Annotated in this window: 23 protein-coding genes; 11 read left to right on the top strand and 12 right to left on the bottom strand. The window is 72.7% G+C overall.

Annotated features, from left to right (window positions below; genetic code table 11):
- The first annotated feature begins 149 nt into the window (after positions 1 to 149).
- Positions 150 to 554, top strand: a complete 405-nt coding sequence (locus J3P44_RS21930; protein ID WP_255892624.1) for a phage holin family protein — start codon at positions 150 to 152, stop codon at positions 552 to 554.
- 21 nt (positions 555 to 575) lie between these two features.
- Here the strand turns inward: J3P44_RS21930 and J3P44_RS21925 are convergent, their stop codons facing one another.
- From J3P44_RS21925 to nth, 4 genes are read right to left on the bottom strand one after another with little or no spacing between them, the layout of a single operon-like run.
- Positions 576 to 1,751, bottom strand: coding sequence for a MarP family serine protease (locus J3P44_RS21925; protein WP_255892623.1), 1,176 nt, complete (start codon positions 1,749 to 1,751; stop codon positions 576 to 578).
- 5 nt (positions 1,752 to 1,756) lie between these two features.
- Entirely contained in the window at positions 1,757 to 2,509 is a 753-nt protein-coding gene (locus tag J3P44_RS21920; protein ID WP_255892622.1) for an NUDIX hydrolase, read from the bottom strand.
- Positions 2,510 to 2,551: 42 nt separating this feature from the next.
- Positions 2,552 to 3,160, bottom strand: a complete 609-nt coding sequence (locus J3P44_RS21915; RefSeq protein ID WP_255892621.1) for a TlpA family protein disulfide reductase — start codon at positions 3,158 to 3,160, stop codon at positions 2,552 to 2,554.
- Entirely contained in the window at positions 3,157 to 3,813 is a 657-nt protein-coding gene (nth, locus tag J3P44_RS21910; protein ID WP_255892917.1) for an endonuclease III, read from the bottom strand. Before nth ends, J3P44_RS21915 begins: the two co-directional genes overlap by 4 nt.
- A gap of 225 nt (positions 3,814 to 4,038) precedes the next feature.
- Between nth and J3P44_RS21905 the strand changes: the two genes are divergently transcribed.
- From J3P44_RS21905 to J3P44_RS21895, 3 genes are all read left to right on the top strand, one after another.
- Positions 4,039 to 4,716 (top strand): Crp/Fnr family transcriptional regulator, encoded by a 678-nt coding sequence (locus tag J3P44_RS21905; RefSeq protein WP_308212289.1) that lies wholly within the window; start codon positions 4,039 to 4,041, stop codon positions 4,714 to 4,716.
- A gap of 82 nt (positions 4,717 to 4,798) precedes the next feature.
- Entirely contained in the window at positions 4,799 to 5,296 is a 498-nt protein-coding gene (locus J3P44_RS21900) for a SigE family RNA polymerase sigma factor (RefSeq protein ID WP_255892620.1), read from the top strand.
- A complete protein-coding gene (locus J3P44_RS21895) occupies positions 5,293 to 6,429 on the top strand; it encodes a TolB family protein (protein WP_255892619.1) in 1,137 nt (378 codons plus the stop codon). The genes J3P44_RS21900 and J3P44_RS21895 overlap by 4 nt, the downstream gene beginning before the upstream one ends.
- Before the next feature lie 190 nt (positions 6,430 to 6,619).
- Here the strand turns inward: J3P44_RS21895 and J3P44_RS21890 are convergent, their stop codons facing one another.
- The 5 genes from J3P44_RS21890 to sp36 form a co-directional block, all read right to left on the bottom strand.
- The gene (locus tag J3P44_RS21890) at positions 6,620 to 7,156 is read right to left on the bottom strand and encodes a TIGR03086 family metal-binding protein (protein WP_255892618.1); all 537 of its coding nucleotides are present in this window, start codon (positions 7,154 to 7,156) and stop codon (positions 6,620 to 6,622) included.
- A gap of 50 nt (positions 7,157 to 7,206) precedes the next feature.
- Positions 7,207 to 8,016 carry an MBL fold metallo-hydrolase gene (locus J3P44_RS21885; RefSeq protein WP_255892617.1) on the bottom strand — a complete coding sequence of 270 codons (810 nt, stop codon included), beginning with the start codon at positions 8,014 to 8,016 and terminating at the stop codon, positions 7,207 to 7,209.
- A 61-nt stretch (positions 8,017 to 8,077) separates the two neighbouring features.
- Positions 8,078 to 8,938, bottom strand: a complete 861-nt coding sequence (locus tag J3P44_RS21880) for an NUDIX hydrolase (RefSeq protein WP_255892616.1) — start codon at positions 8,936 to 8,938, stop codon at positions 8,078 to 8,080.
- Positions 8,939 to 8,945: 7 nt separating this feature from the next.
- Positions 8,946 to 9,401, bottom strand: coding sequence for a RidA family protein (locus J3P44_RS21875; protein WP_255892615.1), 456 nt, complete (start codon positions 9,399 to 9,401; stop codon positions 8,946 to 8,948).
- 1 nt (position 9,402) lies between these two features.
- Complete coding sequence (sp36, locus tag J3P44_RS21870; protein WP_255892614.1) at positions 9,403 to 9,573, bottom strand: Sp36 family protein; 171 nt, start codon at positions 9,571 to 9,573, stop codon at positions 9,403 to 9,405.
- Between the two features lie 91 nt (positions 9,574 to 9,664).
- Here sp36 and J3P44_RS21865 point away from each other — a divergent pair, with 91 nt between their 5' ends.
- From J3P44_RS21865 to J3P44_RS21850, 4 genes are all read left to right on the top strand, one after another.
- Positions 9,665 to 10,816: a sensor histidine kinase gene (locus J3P44_RS21865; protein ID WP_255892613.1), complete on the top strand. Its 1,152-nt coding sequence runs from the start codon at positions 9,665 to 9,667 to the stop codon at positions 10,814 to 10,816.
- A complete protein-coding gene (locus J3P44_RS21860) occupies positions 10,813 to 11,487 on the top strand; it encodes a response regulator (RefSeq protein ID WP_255892612.1) in 675 nt (224 codons plus the stop codon). Before J3P44_RS21865 ends, J3P44_RS21860 begins: the two co-directional genes overlap by 4 nt.
- Positions 11,488 to 11,604: 117 nt before the next feature.
- Positions 11,605 to 12,351 (top strand): ABC transporter ATP-binding protein, encoded by a 747-nt coding sequence (locus J3P44_RS21855; RefSeq protein ID WP_255892611.1) that lies wholly within the window; start codon positions 11,605 to 11,607, stop codon positions 12,349 to 12,351.
- The gene (locus J3P44_RS21850; protein ID WP_255892610.1) at positions 12,351 to 14,765 is read left to right on the top strand and encodes an ABC transporter permease; all 2,415 of its coding nucleotides are present in this window, start codon (positions 12,351 to 12,353) and stop codon (positions 14,763 to 14,765) included. Before J3P44_RS21855 ends, J3P44_RS21850 begins: the two co-directional genes overlap by 1 nt.
- Before the next feature lie 80 nt (positions 14,766 to 14,845).
- Here J3P44_RS21850 and J3P44_RS21845 read toward each other — a convergent pair whose 3' ends face one another.
- The gene (locus J3P44_RS21845) at positions 14,846 to 15,466 is read right to left on the bottom strand and encodes a hypothetical protein (RefSeq protein WP_255892609.1); all 621 of its coding nucleotides are present in this window, start codon (positions 15,464 to 15,466) and stop codon (positions 14,846 to 14,848) included.
- A 181-nt stretch (positions 15,467 to 15,647) separates the two neighbouring features.
- On the opposite strand from J3P44_RS21845, the gene J3P44_RS21840 reads away from it, so the two are divergent.
- From J3P44_RS21840 to J3P44_RS21830, 3 genes are read left to right on the top strand one after another with little or no spacing between them, the layout of a single operon-like run.
- Positions 15,648 to 17,702 (top strand): sensor histidine kinase, encoded by a 2,055-nt coding sequence (locus J3P44_RS21840; RefSeq protein ID WP_255892608.1) that lies wholly within the window; start codon positions 15,648 to 15,650, stop codon positions 17,700 to 17,702.
- Positions 17,699 to 18,349, top strand: coding sequence for a response regulator transcription factor (locus tag J3P44_RS21835; protein WP_255892607.1), 651 nt, complete (start codon positions 17,699 to 17,701; stop codon positions 18,347 to 18,349). Before J3P44_RS21840 ends, J3P44_RS21835 begins: the two co-directional genes overlap by 4 nt.
- 37 nt (positions 18,350 to 18,386) lie before the next feature.
- Positions 18,387 to 18,782, top strand: a complete 396-nt coding sequence (locus J3P44_RS21830; RefSeq protein ID WP_255892606.1) for a low affinity iron permease family protein — start codon at positions 18,387 to 18,389, stop codon at positions 18,780 to 18,782.
- Positions 18,783 to 18,791: 9 nt separating this feature from the next.
- Here J3P44_RS21830 and J3P44_RS21825 read toward each other — a convergent pair whose 3' ends face one another.
- Together J3P44_RS21825 and J3P44_RS21820 are read right to left on the bottom strand one after the other, a co-directional pair.
- Complete coding sequence (locus tag J3P44_RS21825; protein WP_255892605.1) at positions 18,792 to 19,826, bottom strand: LLM class flavin-dependent oxidoreductase; 1,035 nt, start codon at positions 19,824 to 19,826, stop codon at positions 18,792 to 18,794.
- Positions 19,827 to 19,896: 70 nt separating this feature from the next.
- The coding region (locus J3P44_RS21820; RefSeq protein WP_255892603.1) for a hypothetical protein at positions 19,897 to 20,819 on the bottom strand (923 nt) is incomplete at its 5' end.

The raw sequence follows: 20,819 nt of genomic DNA, 5'->3' as shown, positions 1-20,819 counted from the left end.
TCCTTCCGGGGTGGTCGAAGCAGCATCACCGCGGCGGCGACGCCACGGGCCGACCAGACTTCCCGGCTCACCTGAGGCCCCAGTCTAGACAGACGCGTTGGTAGGGTCGCAGCAGTCAGCCCCCGGCGTACACCGAAGGACCTCTCCGCATGGCCATCGAACCGATCAAGGACACCGATCCGACGCTCGGCAAGCTCGTCATGGACGCCCAGCGCGACATCTCGACCCTCATCTCCAAGGAGATCCAGCTCGCCAAGACCGAGCTGAAGGTCAGCGTCAAGCACGGTGGCGTCGGCATCGGCCTCTTCGGCGCAGCAGCCTTCCTGGGCCTGCTCTCGGTCATCATGCTCTCGGTCGCGCTCGCCTACTTCCTCCACTGGAACGGCGACGGCCTCGACCTCCACTGGGCCTTCCTAGTCGTCTTCGCGCTCTACGTCCTCCTCGCCGGACTGCTCGCCTTCATCGGCCTCAAGCAGGTCAAGCAGGTCAAGGCGCCCGAGCGCGCGATCGAGCAGGGCAGACAGATCCCGTCGGCCCTCAAGGGTCGCGGCTGAGCCTCGGCGGACGTACGCCGTTCAGCGCACGCACGTGCCGGTGTCGACCGGCGACTCCCGGGTGACGCCCAGCGCGGCGGACTCGGAGACCTGGCTCGCGGTCAGCGCATAGCCGGTGTCCTGGTCGCTGACAGAGGCGGCGAAGACCATGCCGGCCACGTCGCCGGCCGAGGTGAGGATCGGTCCACCGGAGTTGCCGGGGCGGATCAGCGCGCGCAGGGAGTAGACCTGCCGGATCACCGTGCCCTCGCCGTAGATGTCGGGCGAGCGCAGCCGCTGCTGGGAGCGGATGCGGCCGGCCTGGACGTCGTAGGGGCCGTCCTCGGGATAGCCGACCGCGGCCACGTTGTCGCCGGGCTCGGCAGCGGTGTCGAACCTCAGGTGCGCGACGCCGGCGTCGGGCAGCGAGAGGACCGCGATGTCCAGGTCGGCGTCGTAGAGCACGACCGAGGCGACCACCGACGAGCCCCCGACCTCGACCTCGGGACGGGTGACACCGGCGACGACGTGGGCGTTGGTCATCAGCCGACCGGGCGCGAAGAAGAAGCCGGTGCCCTCGACGCCGCTGCCGCAGCCGTTGGCGCCCCGGACCTTGACCACGCTGCCTTGGGCGGCGACCACGTCGGGATCGGTGAGCATCCGCGGGTCGCCCGGCTTGACCGCGACGATCCGCTCCGGGGCGAAGGGCTCGAGGTAGCGAGGGAAGAACGTGGTGCCGACAACGTTGTTGAAGGCCTGCAGCACCTTGCTGGAGTCGGGCGGCAGGGTGCGGTTGACCTTGGCGAGGATGGCTGAGTCACGCACCATCGGCGTGATCCCGCCGATTCGGGTGCCGGACACGGCAACCCCCAGCGCCCACGCGACCAGCAGCACCGCGACCGCGCTCAACGCCGACCCACCGACGGCATCGACAGCGCGGATCGGCTGCCACGTGATGCGGTCGCGGATCCTCGCGCCGACGAACTGGAACAGCGCCTGCCCCAGGGACGCTGAGATGATCACGATGAAGAGCGCACCCAGGGAGACCCACAGCGACGGTGCCGCGTCACCGAGTGCCAGTGGGGCCGCCCAGATGCCCAGCAGCCCGCCCAGCAGCAGCCCCGACGTGGCGAAGGCGCCGGTGATGAACCCCTGCCAGTAGCCCGAGAGCCCATAGATCCCCACGAGCACCACCAGGCACCAGTCGAGGACGTTCATGGAGCTCACTCCTCGAGCTTGGTGTTCGGGGCCAGGTCGGTGTTCCTGGGCACACCTTGCAGCATGTGGTCCGGCAGGTCACGCACCCGCGCCCGGTCCCAGTCCTCGTCCCACCCGAGGTAGCCGAACAGCCGGGCGACGATGCCGGCGGTGAAGCCCCACAGGATGACGTCCTTGTCGGGCCCGATCAGGAAGCCCGGCCCGACCCAGCCGCTCGGGTGGCGCACGTTGATCCGGTGCTCGGGGTTGAGCAGCTCGGCGATCGCGACGTGGTGGATCGCGTGCACCTCGTCGGGACTCTCGATGCGCACCTCCCCGCGGTCGCGCCAGTAACCCAGGACCGGGGTGACCGCGAAGTTGCTCGGCGGCAACCACAGCTCGGGAAGCTCGCCGAAGACCTCGACCTGGGCGGGGTCGAGGCCGACCTCCTCGTACGCCTCGCGCAGCGCCGCCTCGCGCGGGGTCTCGCCCTCGTCGAGCGAACCTCCCGGGAACGACACCTGGCCGGGGTGGGACCGCATGTGGTGGGCACGCTCGGTCAGCAGGAGCTCGCCACGGTGGGCGAGGTCGTCCGGGCCGAGCTCGTCCGGGGCGACGTCGTGGCGATCGGCGAACACCATCAGCACCGCACCGCGGCGGGCGTCATTGCCCTCGGGAGGCATGAAGCGGGTCAGCTCGTGGACGGTGATCGTGGAGACCGCCTCGACCACGGGCGCCAGCCATCGCGGCAGCACGGCCCCGCTGCCAGGTTCGATCACAGCGTGCTCTCCTGATCGATCACAGCGTGCTCTCCTGATCGATCACAGCGTGATCCCGAAGTGCTCCGCCACCAGGTCCGTGACCTCGTCGACGGAGTCGACGCCACCCGAGGCCTGGCCGACGACCGTCCCGTCCTCGTCGACGAAGACGAAGGCCGGGAGTCCGCGCCGCGCGACCGCGAAGGTGTCCTCCGCCAGCAGGTCACCGCCCGGGTCGGCGACCGAGGGATAGGTGGCCTTCGTCTCCTCGGCCAGCACCAGGGCGCGGCCGGGGTGGACGTCGTTGAAGTCGATGCCGAGGATGCTCACCTGGTCGGCGTACTGCTGGTGGAAGGCCTCGAGTGCCGGCATCTCCTCGCGGCAGGGCTCGCAGTTGGCCTGCCAGAGGTTGATGACCAGCGGCCCACGCAGGGAGGAGAGGTCGACGTCGGGGCCGCCGCCGAGGCACGGGAGCGTCACCTCGGGCAGGCCGCCCTCGACCGGCTCGCCGTCGCCGGGCACACAGTCCTCCATGCCGATGCGCGCCTTGGCCTCGCGCAGCGCGGGGGTGTCTACCTCGACGTCGGGAGGACGTACGTCGATGCCGCCGTCGCCGGACGTGCAGGCAGTGAGCGCCGCGGCGAGCAGCGCCGCAATGAGCAGTCGCCTCATGCGGGGCCCTGGGTGGTGACCAGCTTCTCCGCCTCGACGGGATCGGTCGGCCCGATCCCGTAGGAGGGGCACAGCGTGGCGATCGGGCAGGCACCGCACGCCGGCTTCTTGGCGTGGCAGCGGCGGCGGCCGTGCCAGATGAGGTGGTGGGAGACCATCGTCCAGTCGCGCTTGGGGAAGAGCGCCCCGACGGCGTGCTCGACCTTGACCGGGTCGGTCTCCTCGGTCCAGCCGAAGCGACGGGCCAGCCGACCGAAGTGGGTGTCGACGGTGATGCCCGGCTTGCCGAAGGCGTTGCCGAGCACGACGTTGGCGGTCTTGCGGCCGACCCCGGGGAGGGTGACCAGGTGGTCGAGGCGAGCCGGCACCTCACCGCCGAAGTTGTCGACCAGGGCCTGGCTCAGCTTGAGAAGCGCATCGGTCTTCTGGCGGAAGAACCCCAGGGGACCCAGGAGCTGCTCGAGGTGCTCGCGCGGGGCCGCCGCCATCGCCTCAGGGGTGGGATAGGCGGCGAACAGGGCAGGGCTCGCGGCATTGACCCGGCGATCGGTGGTCTGCGCCGAGATGACCGTCACGACCAGGCACTCGAAGGGGTTGGTGAAGTCGAGCTCGGCGGCCGCGTCGGGGTAGGTCGCCGCGAGGATGCGGTCCATCCGGCGAGCCCGGCGCACGAGGGTCGTGTCGGGCTTGACGGTCTCGGTCGGCGCAGGCACGGTGCCAGCCTACGGTCCCGTGCCGACACCGCTGGGGGCGGCGCGAAACCGCGTCCCATCCGGGCAGGATGGCCCTTGTGACCCACACCACGGCTAGGATCGTGCCCGATCCCGAGGGCCCGGCACTCGGGCACCGCACGGGGCACACTGACATGGAGGATTGACGTGGACAACGACGTGCTTCGGCAGGCACCGCTGTTCAGCTCGCTGGACGACGAGGCGGCGACCGCCCTGGGCGGCTCCATGGCCGAGACCACGCTGCGGCGTGGCGAGGTGCTCTTCCACGAGGGCGACTCCGGCGACAAGCTCTACATCGTCACCGAGGGCAAGGTGAAGCTCGGCCGGTCCTCCTCTGACGGCCGCGAGAACCTGCTCGCGATCATGGGTCCCGGCCAGATGTTCGGCGAGCTCTCGCTCTTCGACCCCGGCCCGCGCTCGGCGACCGTCACCGCCGTCACCGACGCCACCTTCGGCTCCCTCTCCCACGACGACCTGCTCAAGTGGCTCGACGGCCGCCCGCAGGTCGCCCGCGGCCTGCTGTCCCAGCTCGCCGGCCGGCTGCGCAAGTCCAACGACGTCGTCGCGGACCTGGTGTTCTCCGACGTCCCGGGCCGCGTGGCCAAGGCGCTCCTCGACCTCGCCGACCGCTTCGGCCGCACCGCCGACGACGGTGTCCACGTCCACCACGACCTCACCCAGGAGGAGCTCGCCCAGCTGGTCGGCGCCTCCCGCGAGACGGTCAACAAGGCGCTCGCCGACTTCGCCTCGCGCGGCTGGCTGCGCCTGGAGCCCCGCTCCGTGGTGATCATGGACCTCGAGCGCCTCTCGCGCCGCGCGCGCTGAAACTTCCTCCTGCTCCCTGACCCCCGGCACGGCCCTCGCGTGCGTCGTAACGTCGTGAGGTGCTTATGGGGGGAGGGTCGCGGTGATCACTGGTGACGAAGCCGGTTTCAACGCGTTCGTGCAGGCACGCAGCGCGGCGTTGTCGCGCACGGCGTACCTGCTGACGGGTGACCACCACCTGGCGCAGGACCTCGTGCAGGCCGCGCTGCTGCAGGCGGCGAAGCACTGGGGCCGGATCCACACCTCGCCCGAGGCGTACGTCCGGCGTGCGATCTATCACCAGAACATCTCGTGGTGGCGCCGCCGCCAGATCACGGAGACGCAGCTGGTCTCCCACGACCGTGCGGTCGAGTCGTCCGACACCGACCTGCGCCTCACCCTCGACCAGGCGCTCGCCCGCCTGACGCCCAAGCAGCGCACCGTGCTGGTGCTGCGCTTCTACGAGGACCTCACGGAGGTGGAGACGGCACGCGCGCTCGGGGTCTCCGCCGGCACCGTGAAGTCGACGAGTCGCCACGCACTGCGCCGGCTGCGGACCCTCGCGCCCGAGCTGGCCGACCTGATCGGAGCAGACGCATGACCGACGAGCTCCGCGCCACCCTCCACCGGATCGCCGACGAGGCCACACCGCTGCCCGTCGCCGACGACCTCTGGCAGCGCGGCCGGGCCGCCCGCCGACGGGGCCAAGCCTTCGCCGTCGCGGCCGCGCTGGCGCTCGTGGTGTCGGTGGGAGGCATCGCCACGCTGACCACGACCGACCGCGAGGCGGATACGGCGTCGACGGAGAAGATCGAGGGCGGCGCGATCCCGAGCCGGATCGAGGACCCCGGTGAGCTCGAGCTCGAGAGCGACCTCGCGGTCGGACGCGCCTCGGTCGCATTCTTCTCGGCGGCGGGACAGCCCGTCGTCATCGGCGCCACGGACGGGCGTTACCACGCACTCGACCTCCCCGACCTGTCGCCCGACAGAGGTCCGCTCGTCCTCTCCCCCGACGGACGGCATCTGGCATGGCGCAGCAACGGTCGAATCCACTCGGCCGACCTCGATGACGGCACCGCGACGTACTTCCCGAGTAGCGAGGAGCACGCCGAGGTGACCGATCTGCGCTGGGTCCCCAACTCGAGCCAGCTCCTGTGGAACGGTCGCAACGAGGAGGGGGAGAAGACCGGCGGCGTCCTCCCCGTCGGCGACCAGGCCGGAAGGCCACTCTTCCCGTCGGCGCTGCGAGGTGTCCCGTCACCGAACGGGGAAGTCGTGGCGTTGGCGTCAGGGAAGACGGACGCCGCACCGTTCCTCCGACGAAGAGGCCGTCGCGCTGACCGCGAGCTTCCCGCCGACCTCTACCCCGGCGGCGCGTCCATCCAGCCGCTCGGCTGGGCTGCGGAGGACCTGGTCGTCGCCCAGGCGTTCGCCGGACCCGGTGCCGACGTCCAGGGCCAGCACCTGGTGCTCTTCACCTCGCCGGACCGTCCCGAGCAGGAATGGACCTACCGGGTCATCACCCGCGACGTCCCGCAGAACGCCGTACCCCTCAGCATCGCCGTCGACCTCATCCCCGACCTCGACGGCACGTCGTCGCAGCAGCTCACCCACGATTTCGGCAGCGAGTCCGGCGCCGAGGAGGGACAGGGCGAGCTGCCGTACGTCCTCGGGGGGCTCGTGACACTGCTCGCCGGGCTGGCCTACATCCGGATGCTGCACAAGCAGGCGTAGCCGAGGCCGGGCGCAGACCCGTGGGTAGTCCAGTGACGAACGGTCCTCGATGTCACCGCTCCACAACCGTTCGCCACTGGACTACCCCGGGACGACCGCACTGGGTGCGCGACATGTCCGCTTGTCGCACGCTATGGCGTGCGTCGAGCGGACATTGGTCCGCTCGAGTTGGGACGTAGCCGCCGAAGAGTCAGGCCCGGGGGTCGCGGCCGGCGAATGCGGCGAGCCGGTCGTAGGCTCCCGCGTCCGGTGCCACCTCGACCGGCGCCCCGAACGCGTCGCCGCGGTTGTCGGCCGTGAGGCCCTGCTGCAGGAAGGCCAGGCCCCGCTCGGCCACCTCGTCGTCGAGTGGAAGGGGCCGGCCGAGCGCGGTCACGAGGTCCCAGGTGTGCACGCCCAGCTCCGCTGACTGCCAGTCGGCCTGGCCCGCCTGGTCGGCGGGCTGCGCGTGCCAGTGGTGGATCAGGTCGTCGGCGTCGGAGCGGAAGCGGGGCACCCAGTCGTGCTCGGGACCCTCGGGGCCGGCGCTCCAGTCGACCTCCTCCCCGCGCGCCATCTGGAGGAAGTGCCCCGGCGTGGCGGACAGGTGCGCGGCGAGGTCGCGCACGGACCAGTCCCCGCACGGGGTGGGCTTGTCCCAGTCGTCGGACCGGATCGAGGCCAGGGCGTCGCCTGCCTGGTCGAGGGCCCGGGACAGCACCACGATCGGTTGGATGTCGGTGTCCATGCCCCCACCTCACTCCTGCCATCCACGCGGGCGCAACCCCCAGCGTCGCGTCAGCGCTCGGTGAGGTACGCCAGCTGGGCGCGCACCGACAGCTCCGCGGCACCCCACAGCACCGGGTCGACGTCGGCGTAGACGATCTCGACGATGGCGCGCGGGAGGTCCTCGTGGGGGAAGGATCCGCCTTCACGCGCGACGGCGTGCAGGTCGCGCAGCGCCTCACGCACCTGCTCCAGCCGCTGCTTGCGGTGGGCGAGGTAGTGGTCCAGCGCCCCCAGCGCGTCGTCGATGACGGGGCCGTGGCCGGGCCAGACGGTCGTGATGCCCTCTGACCCGCAGAGCGCGCGGAGCCGCTCGAGAGAGGAGAGGTAGGCCCCGAGCTGGCCGTCGGGGTGCGCGACGACGGTGGTGCCGCGGCCGAGCACGGTGTCGCCGGTGAGCACGGCACGATCGCGCGGCACCACGAAGGAGAGCGAGTCGGCGGTGTGGCCGGGCGTGGCCACGACGTGCACGTCGAGGTCGCCGGCGGTGACGACGTCTCCCTCCCCCAGGCCCTCCGACCCGAGGCGGTGCGCCGGGTCGAGCGCTCGTACGCCGCAGCCGTGCCGCTCGGCGTACTCGCGGGCGGCCTCGCTGTGGTCGGCGTGGTGGTGGGTCAGCAGCACCACGGCCACGTCACCGGCGGACGCGTCGATGGCCTCGAGGTGGGAGGCGATCGACGGCCCCGGGTCGACGACGATCGACCGCTCGGAACCGGGGTCGCGCAGCACCCAGGTGTTGGTGCCGTCGAGCGTCATGACGTCGGCGTTGGGGGCCAGCACGCAGGTGCCGGTCTCGCCGAAGGTGCCGCCCGTCCAGCTCATGCGGGGTTCCCGCGGCGTTGTTCGGGGGAGCGCAGCGGAGGAGAAGAACGGCGTGGGGTGTTCATCTGGCCGCCATCAGGGCGACGTAGCGCGGTGGCGTGGACAGGATGAAGTCCTCGCCGTCCGACACCACCTCGGGCATGAACATCTCGACGCGACGCCGGTGCGCCTCGTCCAGCACGGCGTCCGGGTCGGCGTACTGCGCGATGTCGAGGCAGGTCAGCCACGTCGGGGGCAACATGTTGATGTCGCCGCGCTCGACCTGCTCGACGGCGTCGAGGGCGCCCGCCCAGGTCACCGACGACGACTCGCTGGAGACGTCGCGAGTCACCTGGCCCTCGGGCATCCTCGCCACGAAGAACCACGTGCGGTAGCGCCGCGGCTCGAAGACCGGGGTCAGCCAGCCCGACCACGCGCCCAGGAGGTCGGTGCGCAGCACGAGCGCGCGGTTCTCGAGGAAGGCGGTCAGGGACAGCTCGCGCGACTCGAGGGCGACGCGGTCGGCCTCCCAGTCGTCGCCGGTGGTGTCGGCGACGACCTGTTCGGCGGTGGGGCCGGCGAGCAGCACACCGGACTCCTCGAAGGTCTCCCGCGCCGCGGCGCAGACCAGTGCCCGTGCCTTCGGCTCGTCGCAGCCCAGGCGCGCGGCCCACTCGGCGGGGGCAGGCCCGGCCCAGAGTCCGCGGTCGACCAGCTCGTCGTCGAAGTCCCGCGGGTCGACCCCGCCTCCGGGGAAGACGCACATGCCTCCGGCGAAGGCCATCGACGCCTGACGCCGCAGCAGGTAGGTCTCCGGGCCACGTGGCCCCGGGCGCAGCAGCACCACCGTCGCCGCGTCACGGGGCTCGGCCGGAGAGGCGTCGCCCTCGGCGTACGAGCGCGCCTGGGCGACGAGCGCCTCGGGAAGCGGGAGTCGCCTCACAGCGAGCTCAGACCTCGACGGTGATCTCGACCTCGACCGGCACGTCGAGCGGCAGCACCGACACGCCGACGGCGGAGCGGGCGTGCTTGCCGGCGTCGCCGAAGACCTCGCCGAGCAGCTCGGAGGCGCCGTTGGCGACCTTCGGCTGACTGGTGAAGTCGGGGGTCGAGGCGACGAAGACGACGACCTTGACGACGCGCTTGACGTCGTCGAGGGAGCCGATCTCGGCCTTGACCGCGGCGAGCGCGTTGAGGGCGCACTGGCGGGCGCACTCGTATCCCTGCTCCTCGGTGACCTCGCCGCCGACCTTGCCGATCGCGATCATCTCGCCGTCGCGCGCCGGCAGCTGCCCGGCGGTGAAGACGAGGTTCCCGGAGCGGGCGGTCGGCTGGTAGGCCGCGAGCGGCGGGACGACCTCGGGGACGGTGAGGCCCATCTCCGCGAGCTTCGCCTCAGCCCCCATGTCAGGCGGCCTTCGCGCGCTTGAGGAAGGCCACCAGGCCACCTTGCGCGTTGGTGTGGATCGCCACCAGCTCCCAGCCGTCCTGGCCGAAGTTGTTGAGCATGAGCGCTTCGTTGTGGAGCGGGATCGGCGCCACCTGGTATTCCCATGCAGTGGGAGAGTTCTGCGTCATGGCTGGCACCCTACTCGGGGCGGACCGGGCCCTACGGGGGTCCTCCCGTGGGCTGACGCGCCGCCCTGCGCCGGCGTCTATCGTCCGCACCATGGACCAGCACCCGTGGCGTCTCGGCCCCCGCGGCCGGCGGTGGCTCGACGGGCTGCTCGTCCTCGGGCTCCTGGTGCTCGGCGGCGTGGGCCATGTCGCGGCGGGGCAGCCGGTTGCGGCGCTCTTCTCGATCGTCGAGGTGGCGCCGCTGCTCTGGCGCCGCCGTCACCCGTGGCTGGTCTTCCTCGCCGTCGCGGCGGCCAGCGCGCTGCAGGCGGTGGCGCTGGAGGAGCCGATCGTGGGCCAGCTCGCCTTCCCGGTGGCGGTCTACTCCGTGGCCCGGTGGGCGCCGCGGTGGCAGGGCGTGACGGCGCTGCTCGTCGGGTACACCGGGGCGCTGGTCGCCGCCGGGAGGTGGATGCTCGGCTTCGGTGCCGGCGAGCTGACCGCCGGCAACCTCGCCCCCTACACGGTCACGATCGCGGCCATCGTCACGGCCGCCTGGGCGCTGGGGTTCGCCGGCCAGCAGCGCGAGAGGTACGTCGACTCGCTGGTCGCGCGGGCGGAGCAGGCCGAGCGGATGGCCGACCGCGAGGTCGAGCTCGCGGCGCGCGACGAGCGGTCGCGGATCGCACGCGAGATGCACGACGTGGTCGCCCACGGCCTGTCGGTGATCGTGGTCCAGGCCGACGGCGCGCGCTACGCCGCTGCCAAGGATCCCGGCGTCGCCGTCGGCACGCTGGAGACGATCTCGGGCACCGGTCGCGAGGCGCTCACCGAGATGCGGCGCCTGCTGGGACTGCTGCGCGACGGCGACACCGGGGTGTCGCCACAGCCGGGTCTGGCCGACGTACGCCACCTCGTCGACGAGGCGCGAGCAGCTGGGACGCGGGTGGAGGCAGACCTGCCCGCGGACGTGCCCGACGTGCCCGACGGCGTCGGGCTGGCGGCCTACCGCATCGTGCAGGAGGCGCTCACCAACGTCCGCAAGCACGCCGGCCCGACCGCCACGGTCAGGCTGCGCGTCGCGGTGGGCCGCGACGTCGAGGTGGAGGTGCGCGACGACGGACGCGGGGCGGCGGCGGGCTCCGACGGGCGCGGCCTGGGAGTGGTCGGGATGCGCGAGCGGGCGGCCGCCCACGGCGGCGCCCTCGAGGCCGGCCCGGTGACCGGCGGCGGCTTCGCCGTGTCTGCGAGGCTGCCGCTGTGAGCACGAGCGAGGGGCAGATCCGCGTGTTCCTGGTCGACGACCAGCAGATGGTGCGCGCCGGCTTCCGGATGCTCGTCGACAGCCAGGACGACATGGTGGTCGTGGGCGATGCCGGCGACGGCGGTGAGGCCCTCGAACGGCTGGCCGTGACCACCGCCGACGTGGTGCTGATGGACGTCCGGATGCCGCGCCTCGACGGCGTCGAGACCACGCGTCGCCTGCTCGCCCGGCCCGCGGCGCCCCGGGTGATCGTGCTGACAACCTTCGACCTCGACGAGTACGCCTTCGCCGCGATCCGCGCCGGCGCCTCGGCGTTCCTGCTCAAGGACGCCGCCCCACCCGACCTGCTGGGTGCGATCCGGGCGGTCCGAGCCGGCGACGCCGTCGTCGCCCCCAGCACCACGCGCCGGCTGCTCGACCACTTCGCCGCCCTCCCCGACCCCACGGCCCCGGCTGCGGACGACGACCGCATCGCCCTCCTCACCGAGCGCGAGGTCGAGGTGCTGACCCTCATCGCCCGCGGACGCAGCAACACCGAGATCGCCACCGACCTGGTGGTGGCGGAGACGACCGTGAAGACCCACGTCGGCCGGATCCTCGCCAAGACCGGCTCGCGCGACCGCGTACAGCTGGTCGTGCTGGGCTACGAGTCCGGCCTCGTCACGCCCTGACGGCCCGCGCGTCCTCCCCCGGTCGTACGCGGCTACGCGGCGTCCACCCCCGGACGGACGCCAGGTCAGTGCTGGGGACCGACGATCCCGGGGCCGCGGACGGCGAGCGTTGTCCCCATGACAACCACACTCCAGGACACAGCCACCGCCGCGAGCGCCCGCGGCCTCACCCGCACCTACGGCGCCGGGGAGGGGGCGGTGCACGCGCTGCGCGGCATCGACCTCGATGTGCCGGCTGGTCGCTTCACCGCGATCATGGGCCCCAGCGGCTCCGGCAAGTCCACTCTCATGCACTGCCTCGCCGGCCTCGATGCCGCGACCAGCGGCTCGGTGACGGTCGCCGGCCGCGACCTGGCCGGGCTCGACGACACCGCGCTCACCCTCTTCCGCCGCGAGCACGTCGGGTTCGTCTTCCAGGCCTTCAACCTGCTGCCGATGCTCACCGCCGGGCAGAACATCGTCCTGCCCCTCGAGCTGTCCGGCCGCGCGCTCGACCGGGAGCGCTACGACCAGATCGTCGGCGTGCTCGGCCTCGCCGACCGCCTCGGCCACCTGCCGAGCCAGCTGTCGGGTGGGCAGCAGCAGCGCGTCGCGATCGCCCGTGCGCTCGTCACCCAGCCGGCCATCGTCTTCGCCGACGAGCCCACCGGCAACCTCGACAGCGAGGCGAGCGCGGAGGTGCTCGACCACCTCCGCCGCTCGGTCCGCGAGCTCGGCATGACCGTCGTGATGGTGACCCACGAGCTCGGCGCGGCGGCGTACGCGGACGACGTCGTGGTCATCCACGACGGAGCGGTGACCGCCCACCTGACCGAGCCCGGCCAGGACGAGCTCGTCGCCGCCCTGCGCGGACGGAGGGCCTGATGCGTACGGTGCTGCTGGCGTCGCTGCGCCACCACACGCGGAGGTACGTCGCCGCGGCCCTCGCCGTCGTGATCGGCGTCGCCTTCGTCGTCGTGACCGGCATGCTGACGGGCGCGATGCGTGAGGGCCTCACGGCCGACGTCGGTGCCCCCGTCGCCGCCGTGGACCACGTCGTGACCGTCGACGACCCGAGGGCCGCGGCCAGGCTGGTGGACGGGGCTGCAGAGGAAGGCGTACCCGCACTGACCCTGGGCTACGCGATGGAGAGCGTCGCCCGCGAGGGGGTGCAGCTCGCGGCGTCCGCCGACATCGCCGAGGCCTCCCTCGACCCCGCCCTGCAGTGGCAGGTGCTGGAGGACGGACGGTTCCCGAGCGGGCCGGGCGAGGCGGTGGCAGACGTCAACGCCGCCAAGAGCACCGACGTCGCGATCGGCGACGTCCTCACGATCGGCACCGGCAAGGCCGCGTCCGACGTCGAGGTCGTCGGGCTCGTCGACAGTCCGCCCGCCCTGGGCGCCTCGCTCTACGTGCCGTGGCAGGTCCTCGACCGGTTCCGCGGAACCCTGTGGGTCGACTCGGTGGCGTGGGGCGGGACCGAGGAGCTCGCGCTGGGCATCGCGCCCGGGGCGACGGTCGAACCCGCCCAGGAGTGGGTCGCCGCCCGCCAGGCGGAGATCTCCCGCGGCGTCGACATCCTCGCCGTCATGGCGCTGATCTTCGTGGCCATCGCGCTCGTCGTCGGGGTGATGGTCATCGCCAACACCTTCGCCATCCTCTTCGCCCAGCGGCAGCGCGAGTTCGCCCTGCTCCGGTGCGTCGGCGTCACCCGGCGCCAGCTGCGCCGGGCGGTGCGCGTCGAGGCACTGGTGCTCGGCGTGGTGGCCTCCGCCCTCGGGCTCGCGGCCGGTATGGCGATGGGCCACGGCCTGGTCGCGCTGGTGCGCCACTGGTTCGCCGACATGGGGCCGGCGACGCTCCCTCCGGCCTGGGTCGGCGGCGCCTTCGCCGTCGGCATCCTCGTCACGCTCCTCGCCGCGTGGCTCCCGACCCGATCCGCCACGAAGGTCGCGCCCCTTGCGGCGCTGCGCCCCGACACGGGGGTCGACGTACGCTCCGCCGCCGGGCGGTGGCGGATGGTGCTCGCCGGGCTCTTCCTCGTCGGCGGCACCGTGCTGCTGGCGGCCTCCGTCGCCACCCACGCCGTGCCGGTGATGCTCGTCGGTGGAGTGGTCGCGTTCGTCGGCGTGCTGCTGCTCGGGCCGGTCCTCGTGCCGGCCCTGATCCGGCTGGTGGGCGGGCTGCCCGGCGCCGGTCCGGTGCGCCGCCTCGCCACCGGCAACGCCGTGCGCAACCCGAGGCGTACGGCCACGACCGCAGCCTCGCTGCTCGTGGGTGTCACCCTGACGACGGCGGTGCTGACGGGACTCGCGTCCTCGCGCACCGAGCTCGACCGCGAGATGGACGTCTCCCACCCGATCGACGCGACGATCACCGCTGTCGACGGGCCGCTCGACGCCGGCCTGGCCGAGCGGGCGGGTGCCCTCGAGCTGGTCGCCGACGTGGCCGTGCTGGACGGCACCACGGCCACCATCGGCGGCGTCGAGGTCCCGCTCGCCGGCGTGGGCGCCCAGCCGGGTGTCGTACGCGGCGGCCGCGACCTCGTCCCCGACGACAGCGTGCTCCACCTGCCGTACGCCGTCGTCGACGAGCTGCCCGCCAGGCTGGGCAAGCAGGTGCGCGACGACCAGGAGGTCACCGTGACCGTGGCCGGGCGCGAGCGCTCCCTCCAGGTCGTGGTCTCGGACGGCTGGGGCCGCGCCGGTCTGGTCTCGCAGGCCACGCTCGCGGCGCTGGACCCCGCGCCGCAGCCGGTCGCGCTGTGGGTCCGTGCCAGCGAGGGTGCGGACGCGGAGGACCTCCGCGGCGACCTCGCCGCCCTGTCCGGCGCCGCCGGGGCGGGCCTGGACGGCGGCTACTCCCAACGGGCGTGGGTCGACCTCCAGGTCGACATCCTGACCGGCGCCGTCGTGGGGCTGCTCGGCATCGCGATCGTGATCGCCCTCGTCGGCATCGCCAACACGCTCGGCCTCTCGGTCCTCGAGCGGGGACGCGAGAACGCCCTGCTCCGGGCGATGGGACTCACCCGCACCCAGCTGCGCCGCGCCATGGCCGCCGAGGGGCTGCTGCTGTCGACGGTGGCCACTGTGCTGGGCATCGCGCTCGGGCTCGTCTTCGCCTGGGTCGGCGTGCAGGTGCTCATCGCGAGCGTGGTGGAGGACGCCCGGCTCACGGTGCCCGCGCTGCAGGTGGCGGGGGTCGCCCTCGTGGCGGCGCTGGCCGGTCTCGCGGCCTGCGTCCTGCCTGCCCGCAAGGCCGCCCGCGTCACCCCTGCGGCGGGGCTGGCGCTCGACTGAGCCGGGCCGGACGTACGGGATGGCCGCTCAACGCTCGGCAGGCCGGGCGTTGAGCGGCCTCGGGTCCGCTCGAGGGGAGGTCAGTCCTGCTTCCGGGAGACCAGGAAGCCGAGCACGGCGTAGCCGACGACGAGGTGGGCGCACGCCACGACGTGGCCGACCGTCTCGCCGAAGATGCCGAGCGCGGGGATCGTGACGACCGCCCAGCTCTCGGCGACCAGCGGCCACCAGCGGGTGACGCCCCGCCAGCGGCCCGCGACGGCGATCCGGATGCCGATGAGGAACATGCCGAGCATCGACAGCGGCCAGAAGGCGTCCAGCAGCATCCATCCGACCTGGCCCATGTTCGTCAGGCCCAGTCCGTCGGCGAGCGTGGAGCACATCGCGAGCGCGACGGCCACGGCCTCGACCCGCAGGACGACGCGAGCGAAGCGGCCCTCACCGATCGCCCGGGTGCGCCACAGGGTCCGCAGGAGGAAGAGGACGCCGACCTGGAAGAGCCCGGACCCGGCGGCGAACGCCACCGCGGCCCCATCGGTCCGCGGGTCGAGCCCGGTGAAGGCCATGGCTCCGGCCCACGTCAGGGCACCCACGGTGAGCACGCGGCCGTGCAGGAGGAAGGGCCGAGTGGTGGTGGAGGTGCCCAGAGCGTCGGCGGCGACGTCGGAACGAGCGGGAGCGGGAGAGTGCGAGATGGTCACGGTCGTGACTCCTGTTCGGATCGTGGTGAGCTCCGCGGGGTGCGGCGTGGCCCAACGTTCGCCGTCCCGGTGACCCGCACGTCAGGGAGAGCGGTCCCGCTCCTGGTCCCGTCGCGCGGTCCCCGCGAGCAGGGACCTGGGTCCCGGGACGCCGGGACTCCCCCGCGGTGATACTGCTCGCGTGAGCCGCCTGACCCTGGGACCCGTCGTCGTCACCACGACCGCGATCGCCGCGGTCGGTGCCTCCGTGTGGCTCGACCTGGCGACCACCAGTGCCGAGCGGGCGCTGGCCCTCACCGAGCCCGCCACCGCCACGGCCCTGCCGGGCGTGCTGCTCGCGATCGCGGCGGTCGTCGTGCTCCATGCCCGCCCCCGCGACACCGTCGGCTGGCTGCTGGCGCTGGTCGCCGTGGCGTGGACGGTCGACGGGGCTCTCTACGGCTGGCCGGCCTACAGCCTGGCTCGTGACCTGCCCGGCTCCGACTTCGCCTACTGGTTCGTTGGGCGGGTCGGCGCCTTCCTGCTGTCGGGGCTGGTGGCCCTGCTGCTGCTCTACCCCACGGGCCGGCTGCTGACCGGCCGCTGGCGTCCCGCCGGCGTCGCGGTCCTCGTCGCCTCGCTCGCCCTCCCGACCATGCTGCTGCTGGCCCCGGACTCGGTCGTCTTCACCCGTGGCGAGCCCGTCGGCTCCACCGAGATCGTCCGGCTGCCCTTCAGCGACGCCACGGCCGAGCTCCTCCTGCGCCTCGCCCAGGTCGTCACCCTTGGATCGATCGTGGCGGCGGTCGCCCTGGTCTGGGTACGCCACCGTGGAGCCGGACCGCGCGAACGCACCCAGCTCCGGTGGCTGTTGTGGGCCGGGATCATGTGCGTGCTGATGGTGCTGGCGGGCGCGACCCTGTCGGTCGGCGGCACCGTCACGACCGTCCTGCTCGACCTCGCCGTGGCGGCGCTGGCCGTGTCGGTGACCATCGGGCTCCTGCGCCCCGAGCTCGGCGACGTCGACGCGCTGGTGGCGTGGACCCTGACCACCGCCGTCGTCGCGGCTGTCGTGGTACTGGTCGACGTCGCTGTCCTCGCGGCGGGCTCCGAGCTGATGGGAGACCGGCTCGACGAGCGCGACGTCACGGTCCTGGTCCTGGTCCTGGCCGTGGTGGTCTACGGGCCGCTGCGGTCCTGGCTCGGCAGCGGCGTACGGCGTCTCCTGCTGGGTCGGCGCGGCGACCGCTACGGCGCGGTCTCCGCCCTCGCCGCGCGGCTCGAGACCAGCGGCACTGTGGACGAGCAGCTTCCCGCACTCGCCGGCGCCGTCGCCGAGACCTTCAAGGTCCGCCACGTCCGGGTGGACGTGCTGGCCCCCGACGGCGGCATGCTCTCGGCATCACACGGTCCCGCGCCCGCCGAGGTGCAGGCGATCGACATCGCCTACCAGGGCCAGCAGGTGGGCCGTCTCGTGCTGCCGGTCCAAGGCTTCCGCTCGATGCTGTCGCACCGCGACCAGGGCCTGCTCGTCGACCTGGTGCGTCAGGCCGCCGTCGCCATCCGGGCACGGCTGCTGGCGACCGAGCTCCAGGAGAGCCGGGAGCGGCTGGTGCTGGGCCGTGAGGACGACCGCCGCCGGATCCGGCGCGACCTGCACGACGGCCTGGGGCCCGTCCTGGGCGGCGTCGCACTGCGCCTGCAGGCCGCCGGCAACGCCATCGACGCCGACCCCGGACGGGCCCGCGAGCTCGTCGCCCTGGCCCGCACCGAGGTGAGCGGCGCCCTCGACGACGTACGCCGTCTCGTGCACGACCTCCGTCCCCCGGCCCTGGACGACCTCGGCCTCGAGGCAGCCCTGCGGCAGCAGGCCGACCGCGTGCGCTCCGAGGTGGACGTCGCCGTTCGGGCGGAGGGGCTCGTCGGGCTTCCCGCCGCCGTGGAGGTGGCCGCCTACCGCATCGTCTCGGAGGCCCTCACCAACGTGGTCAAGCACGCCGCCGCGGGCGCGGTCGACGTACACCTCGAGGCCGGCGCGACCGCCCTGACCGTCAGCGTGGCCGACAACGGCCGCGGCATCGGACCCGACGTCACGGCCGGCGTGGGGCTGCTGTCGCTGCGCGAGCGGGCCGAGGAGCTCGGCGGCCGGTGCGAGGTCACCTGCCCCGACGGAGGTGGTACGACGGTGCGTGCCGTGCTGCCCTACGGCACCGCCGTCCCCGACACTGTCGGGACGAGCGAGAGGAGCTCCCGATGAGCGACGCGATCCGGCTGCTGATCGCCGACGACCACCCGGTATTCCGCGACGGGCTCGCCTCCCTTCTCGACCCGTTGCCGGGCTTCGAGGTCGTGGCACGCGCCTCGGACGGCGCCGAGGCGGTGACGCAGGCCCAGGAGCACCGTCCCGACGTGGTCATCATGGACGTCCAGATGCCCGTGATGAACGGCATCGACGCGACCCGGGCGATCGTCGCGGCGCGACCCCAGGTCGGGGTCCTGGTGCTGACCATGGGCGAGGACGACGGGACAGTGCTCTCCGCCCTGCGTGCCGGCGCACGCGGCTACCTGCGCAAGGGGGCCGAGCAGGACGAGATCGTCCGGGCCGTCTCGACGGTGCACGGCGGCGGGGTCGTCTTTGGCGCCTCGCTCGCCGCGCGCATCGCCGAGGTGCTCGCACCGGCCGCGCGTCCCGAGCGCCCCTTCCCCGAGCTGACCGAGCGCGAGACGGAGATCCTCGACCTCATCGCGGCCGGGCGGAACAACGGCCAGATCGCACAACAGCTGTTCCTGTCGCCCAAGACGATCCGCAACAACATCACCAGCATCCTGGCCAAGCTGCAGGCCACCGACCGGGCCGACGTCATCATCCGGGCCCGCGACGCCGGCCTGGGTCGCGGCGACTAGGCCGACTCGAGACCCTCCGCGCGACTAGCCTCCATCCATGGAACGCACCGATGCGGCCGAGAGCCGCGAGAAGAGCACCGGGCTGAACCCGTTCGAGCAGTTCGTCGAGGTGTCGACCAAGCTCATCAGCCGCGCGCCGTTCTTCGCCGTGTGCGTGGCCGTCGTCGTCGTGTGGGCGGTCAGCTACCCGCTCTGGAAGAGCACCACGAAGTGGGAGCTCGCCCTTCACACCTTCACCGCGGTGCTCTCGCTGCTCCTGCTCGTGCTGCTCGAGAACGCCGGCCGGCGCAACACCGAGTCCATGCAGGAGAAGCTCAACGTGCTGGCCGAGGCGCTCGCCGCGCTGATGGAGTCACGCGCCGCTGACGACCCCGAGCTGCACGAGGCGGTGAAGCGGCTCCGCGAGGCCGTCGGTCTGGAGGAGCGCCACTGACCGACCGGGTCAGCCTGCGAGCAGGCGCAGGGTCGTCTCCCGGTTGGGGGACGTGGTGGCGTCGGTGCCCTGCGTGGCTCCTGCGACCGGGTGCACCATCACCTCGTCCACGCCGTACGTCGTCGCGAGCTCGTCGAGGCGCGTCCGGGCCTGATCCGCGGAGCCGACGATCCAGCGGCGCGACATCGCCTGGCCCAGGGAGCGCTGCTCGGGCGTCATCTCGACCGCCTCCGCCTGCTCGACGAGCCGCTGCGGGTGCAGCGGGGCGCCGGTGCGCAGCGCGATCATCTGCTGCACGTTGGGCAGTGCCAGCCGTACGGCTTCCTCCTCGGTCTCTGCCACGACGGCGTTGACGGTGAGGAAGGTGCGCGGCTCCGGGTAGTCCGGCGAGGGCTGGTAGGACGACCGGTACAGGTCGAGGGCGGCCCCCGTCCCGTCCCCGGAGAAGTGGTGGGCAAAGACGTAGGGCAGGCCCTTCTCGGCGGCCAGCCGGGCGGAGTAGTCCGAGGACCCGAGCAGCCACATGTCGGCGATCGTCCGGGCCGCCGGCGTCGCGCGCAGGGGCTGGCGGCGCGGGCCGACCTGCACCTCGACACCCTCGGTCGTCATCAGCGTGCGGATGTCGTCGACGTACTCCGGGAAGCGGGTGACGGCGTCGTCGGCCGACTCGGCGCTGCCGCCACGGAGGACGTACCTGGTCAACGGGTCGGTGCCCGGCGCGCGCCCGATGCCGAGGTCGATGCGTCCGGGAAAGGCCGCCTCGAGGAGCGCGAACTGCTCGGCCACGACCAGCGGCGCGTGGTTGGGCAGCATGACACCACCGGACCCGACCTTGATCCGCGAGGTCGCCGAGGCGAGCATCGCGATGAGGACCGGCGGGTTGGTCGCCGCGACGGCCGGCATGTTGTGGTGCTCGGCGACCCAGTAGCGGCGGTAGCCCAGCTCGTCGGCGACCTGGGCCAGCCGACGCGACGCCGCGAGGGCGTCGCCGGTCGTCTGGTCGCTGCGGACGGGCACGAGGTCGAGGACGGAGAGAGCGGTCACGGTCGGCCCAGCGTCTGCCCTGGCGGGGATATTCCGGCCCTCCGTCTGCTGACCCGCCCGCGTGGCGAGGTCATCCTGGGTTGATCGGCTCCGGCGTGCAGTTTGCCAAGGACGCGGTGAACGGCTCGGTGTTGTTGGGCGTCTCGAGCATCGCGCCGTTCTCGGGCCCGACGAGGTCGATCGTGTAGGTGTCTCCCGGTCCGACCACCGTCTCGCGCCACACCTCCGTGCCCCGCTCCCACTCGATCACCATGATCTCGCCGGCCACCGCCGTGACCTGACAGCCATCGGCCCAGGGACCCATGTACGGGTGCAACCTCGTCCCGTCGTTGCCGTACACCGTGCGAGAGCCGTCCCCACTCCTGCCATTCGAGTCGTAGGCGGCCCAGGATGGCCAAGCGAGCACGCCGCCGACCCAGTCAGGGGTCGAGCACCCGGGAAGGTTGCAGACCCAGCGCGCCGGTGTCCACGACACCGGGTTGCAGGCCGTCGGGTCCTGGCAGGGCGGACCCGATGGAGGCAACGGAGCGGGCGGGGTGAGGGTATAGCTGAAGCCGGCGTCGGACTGGACGGAGAACACCTCGCCCGCATCGAGGGCCGGCAAGGTGGCGGTCTCGCCACTGCCCACCGCCTTGATCAACCGGTGCGACCCGGTCGGGGTACCGGCATAGATGCTGGCCGACCCGGAATGGATCGCCACCCGATAGCCCGACGTGGTCGCCCCAGGGGCATACACCGGCGCCGACGCCGTGTAACCGTGCCGACTGCTGGTCGGGTTCACCCCCGCCGACCACACCACCGCATGATTGCTCGTCTGAGCGCCCCACGGACACGGACTGCCCGTACAGCTCCACGTGATCAACGCCGAGGACCTCGGCCCACTCGGCTCCGGCTCAGGAGCCGGGGTGAGGGTATAGCTGAAGCCGGCGTCGGACTGGACGGAGAACACCTCGCCCGCATCGAGGGCCGGCAAGGTGGCGGTCTCGCCACTGC

This window comes from Nocardioides astragali (genome assembly GCF_024436375.1).
Classification (GTDB): Bacteria; Actinomycetota; Actinomycetes; order Propionibacteriales; family Nocardioidaceae; genus Nocardioides; species Nocardioides astragali.
The sequence above is the reverse complement of the archived record's forward strand: the minus strand, read 5'-3'. Positions and strand labels throughout refer to the sequence as shown.

What these genes read in the sequence shown, in the direction of transcription:
- J3P44_RS21930 (WP_255892624.1), top strand. Translation starts at nt 150, where the DNA reads ATGGCCATCGAACCGATCAAGGACACCGATCCGACGCTCGGCAAGCTC.
- J3P44_RS21925 (WP_255892623.1), bottom strand. Translation starts at nt 1,751, where the DNA reads ATGAACGTCCTCGACTGGTGCCTGGTGGTGCTCGTGGGGATCTATGGG.
- J3P44_RS21915 (WP_255892621.1), bottom strand. Translation starts at nt 3,160, where the DNA reads ATGAGGCGACTGCTCATTGCGGCGCTGCTCGCCGCGGCGCTCACTGCC.
- nth (WP_255892917.1), bottom strand. Translation starts at nt 3,813, where the DNA reads ATGGACCGCATCCTCGCGGCGACCTACCCCGACGCGGCCGCCGAGCTC.
- J3P44_RS21895 (WP_255892619.1), top strand. Translation starts at nt 5,293, where the DNA reads ATGACCGACGAGCTCCGCGCCACCCTCCACCGGATCGCCGACGAGGCC.
- J3P44_RS21890 (WP_255892618.1), bottom strand. Translation starts at nt 7,156, where the DNA reads ATGGACACCGACATCCAACCGATCGTGGTGCTGTCCCGGGCCCTCGAC.
- J3P44_RS21885 (WP_255892617.1), bottom strand. Translation starts at nt 8,016, where the DNA reads ATGAGCTGGACGGGCGGCACCTTCGGCGAGACCGGCACCTGCGTGCTG.
- J3P44_RS21875 (WP_255892615.1), bottom strand. Translation starts at nt 9,401, where the DNA reads ATGGGGGCTGAGGCGAAGCTCGCGGAGATGGGCCTCACCGTCCCCGAG.
- sp36 (WP_255892614.1), bottom strand. Translation starts at nt 9,573, where the DNA reads ATGACGCAGAACTCTCCCACTGCATGGGAATACCAGGTGGCGCCGATC.
- J3P44_RS21865 (WP_255892613.1), top strand. Translation starts at nt 9,665, where the DNA reads ATGGACCAGCACCCGTGGCGTCTCGGCCCCCGCGGCCGGCGGTGGCTC.
- J3P44_RS21855 (WP_255892611.1), top strand. Translation starts at nt 11,605, where the DNA reads ATGACAACCACACTCCAGGACACAGCCACCGCCGCGAGCGCCCGCGGC.
- J3P44_RS21850 (WP_255892610.1), top strand. Translation starts at nt 12,351, where the DNA reads ATGCGTACGGTGCTGCTGGCGTCGCTGCGCCACCACACGCGGAGGTAC.
- J3P44_RS21835 (WP_255892607.1), top strand. Translation starts at nt 17,699, where the DNA reads ATGAGCGACGCGATCCGGCTGCTGATCGCCGACGACCACCCGGTATTC.
- J3P44_RS21830 (WP_255892606.1), top strand. Translation starts at nt 18,387, where the DNA reads ATGGAACGCACCGATGCGGCCGAGAGCCGCGAGAAGAGCACCGGGCTG.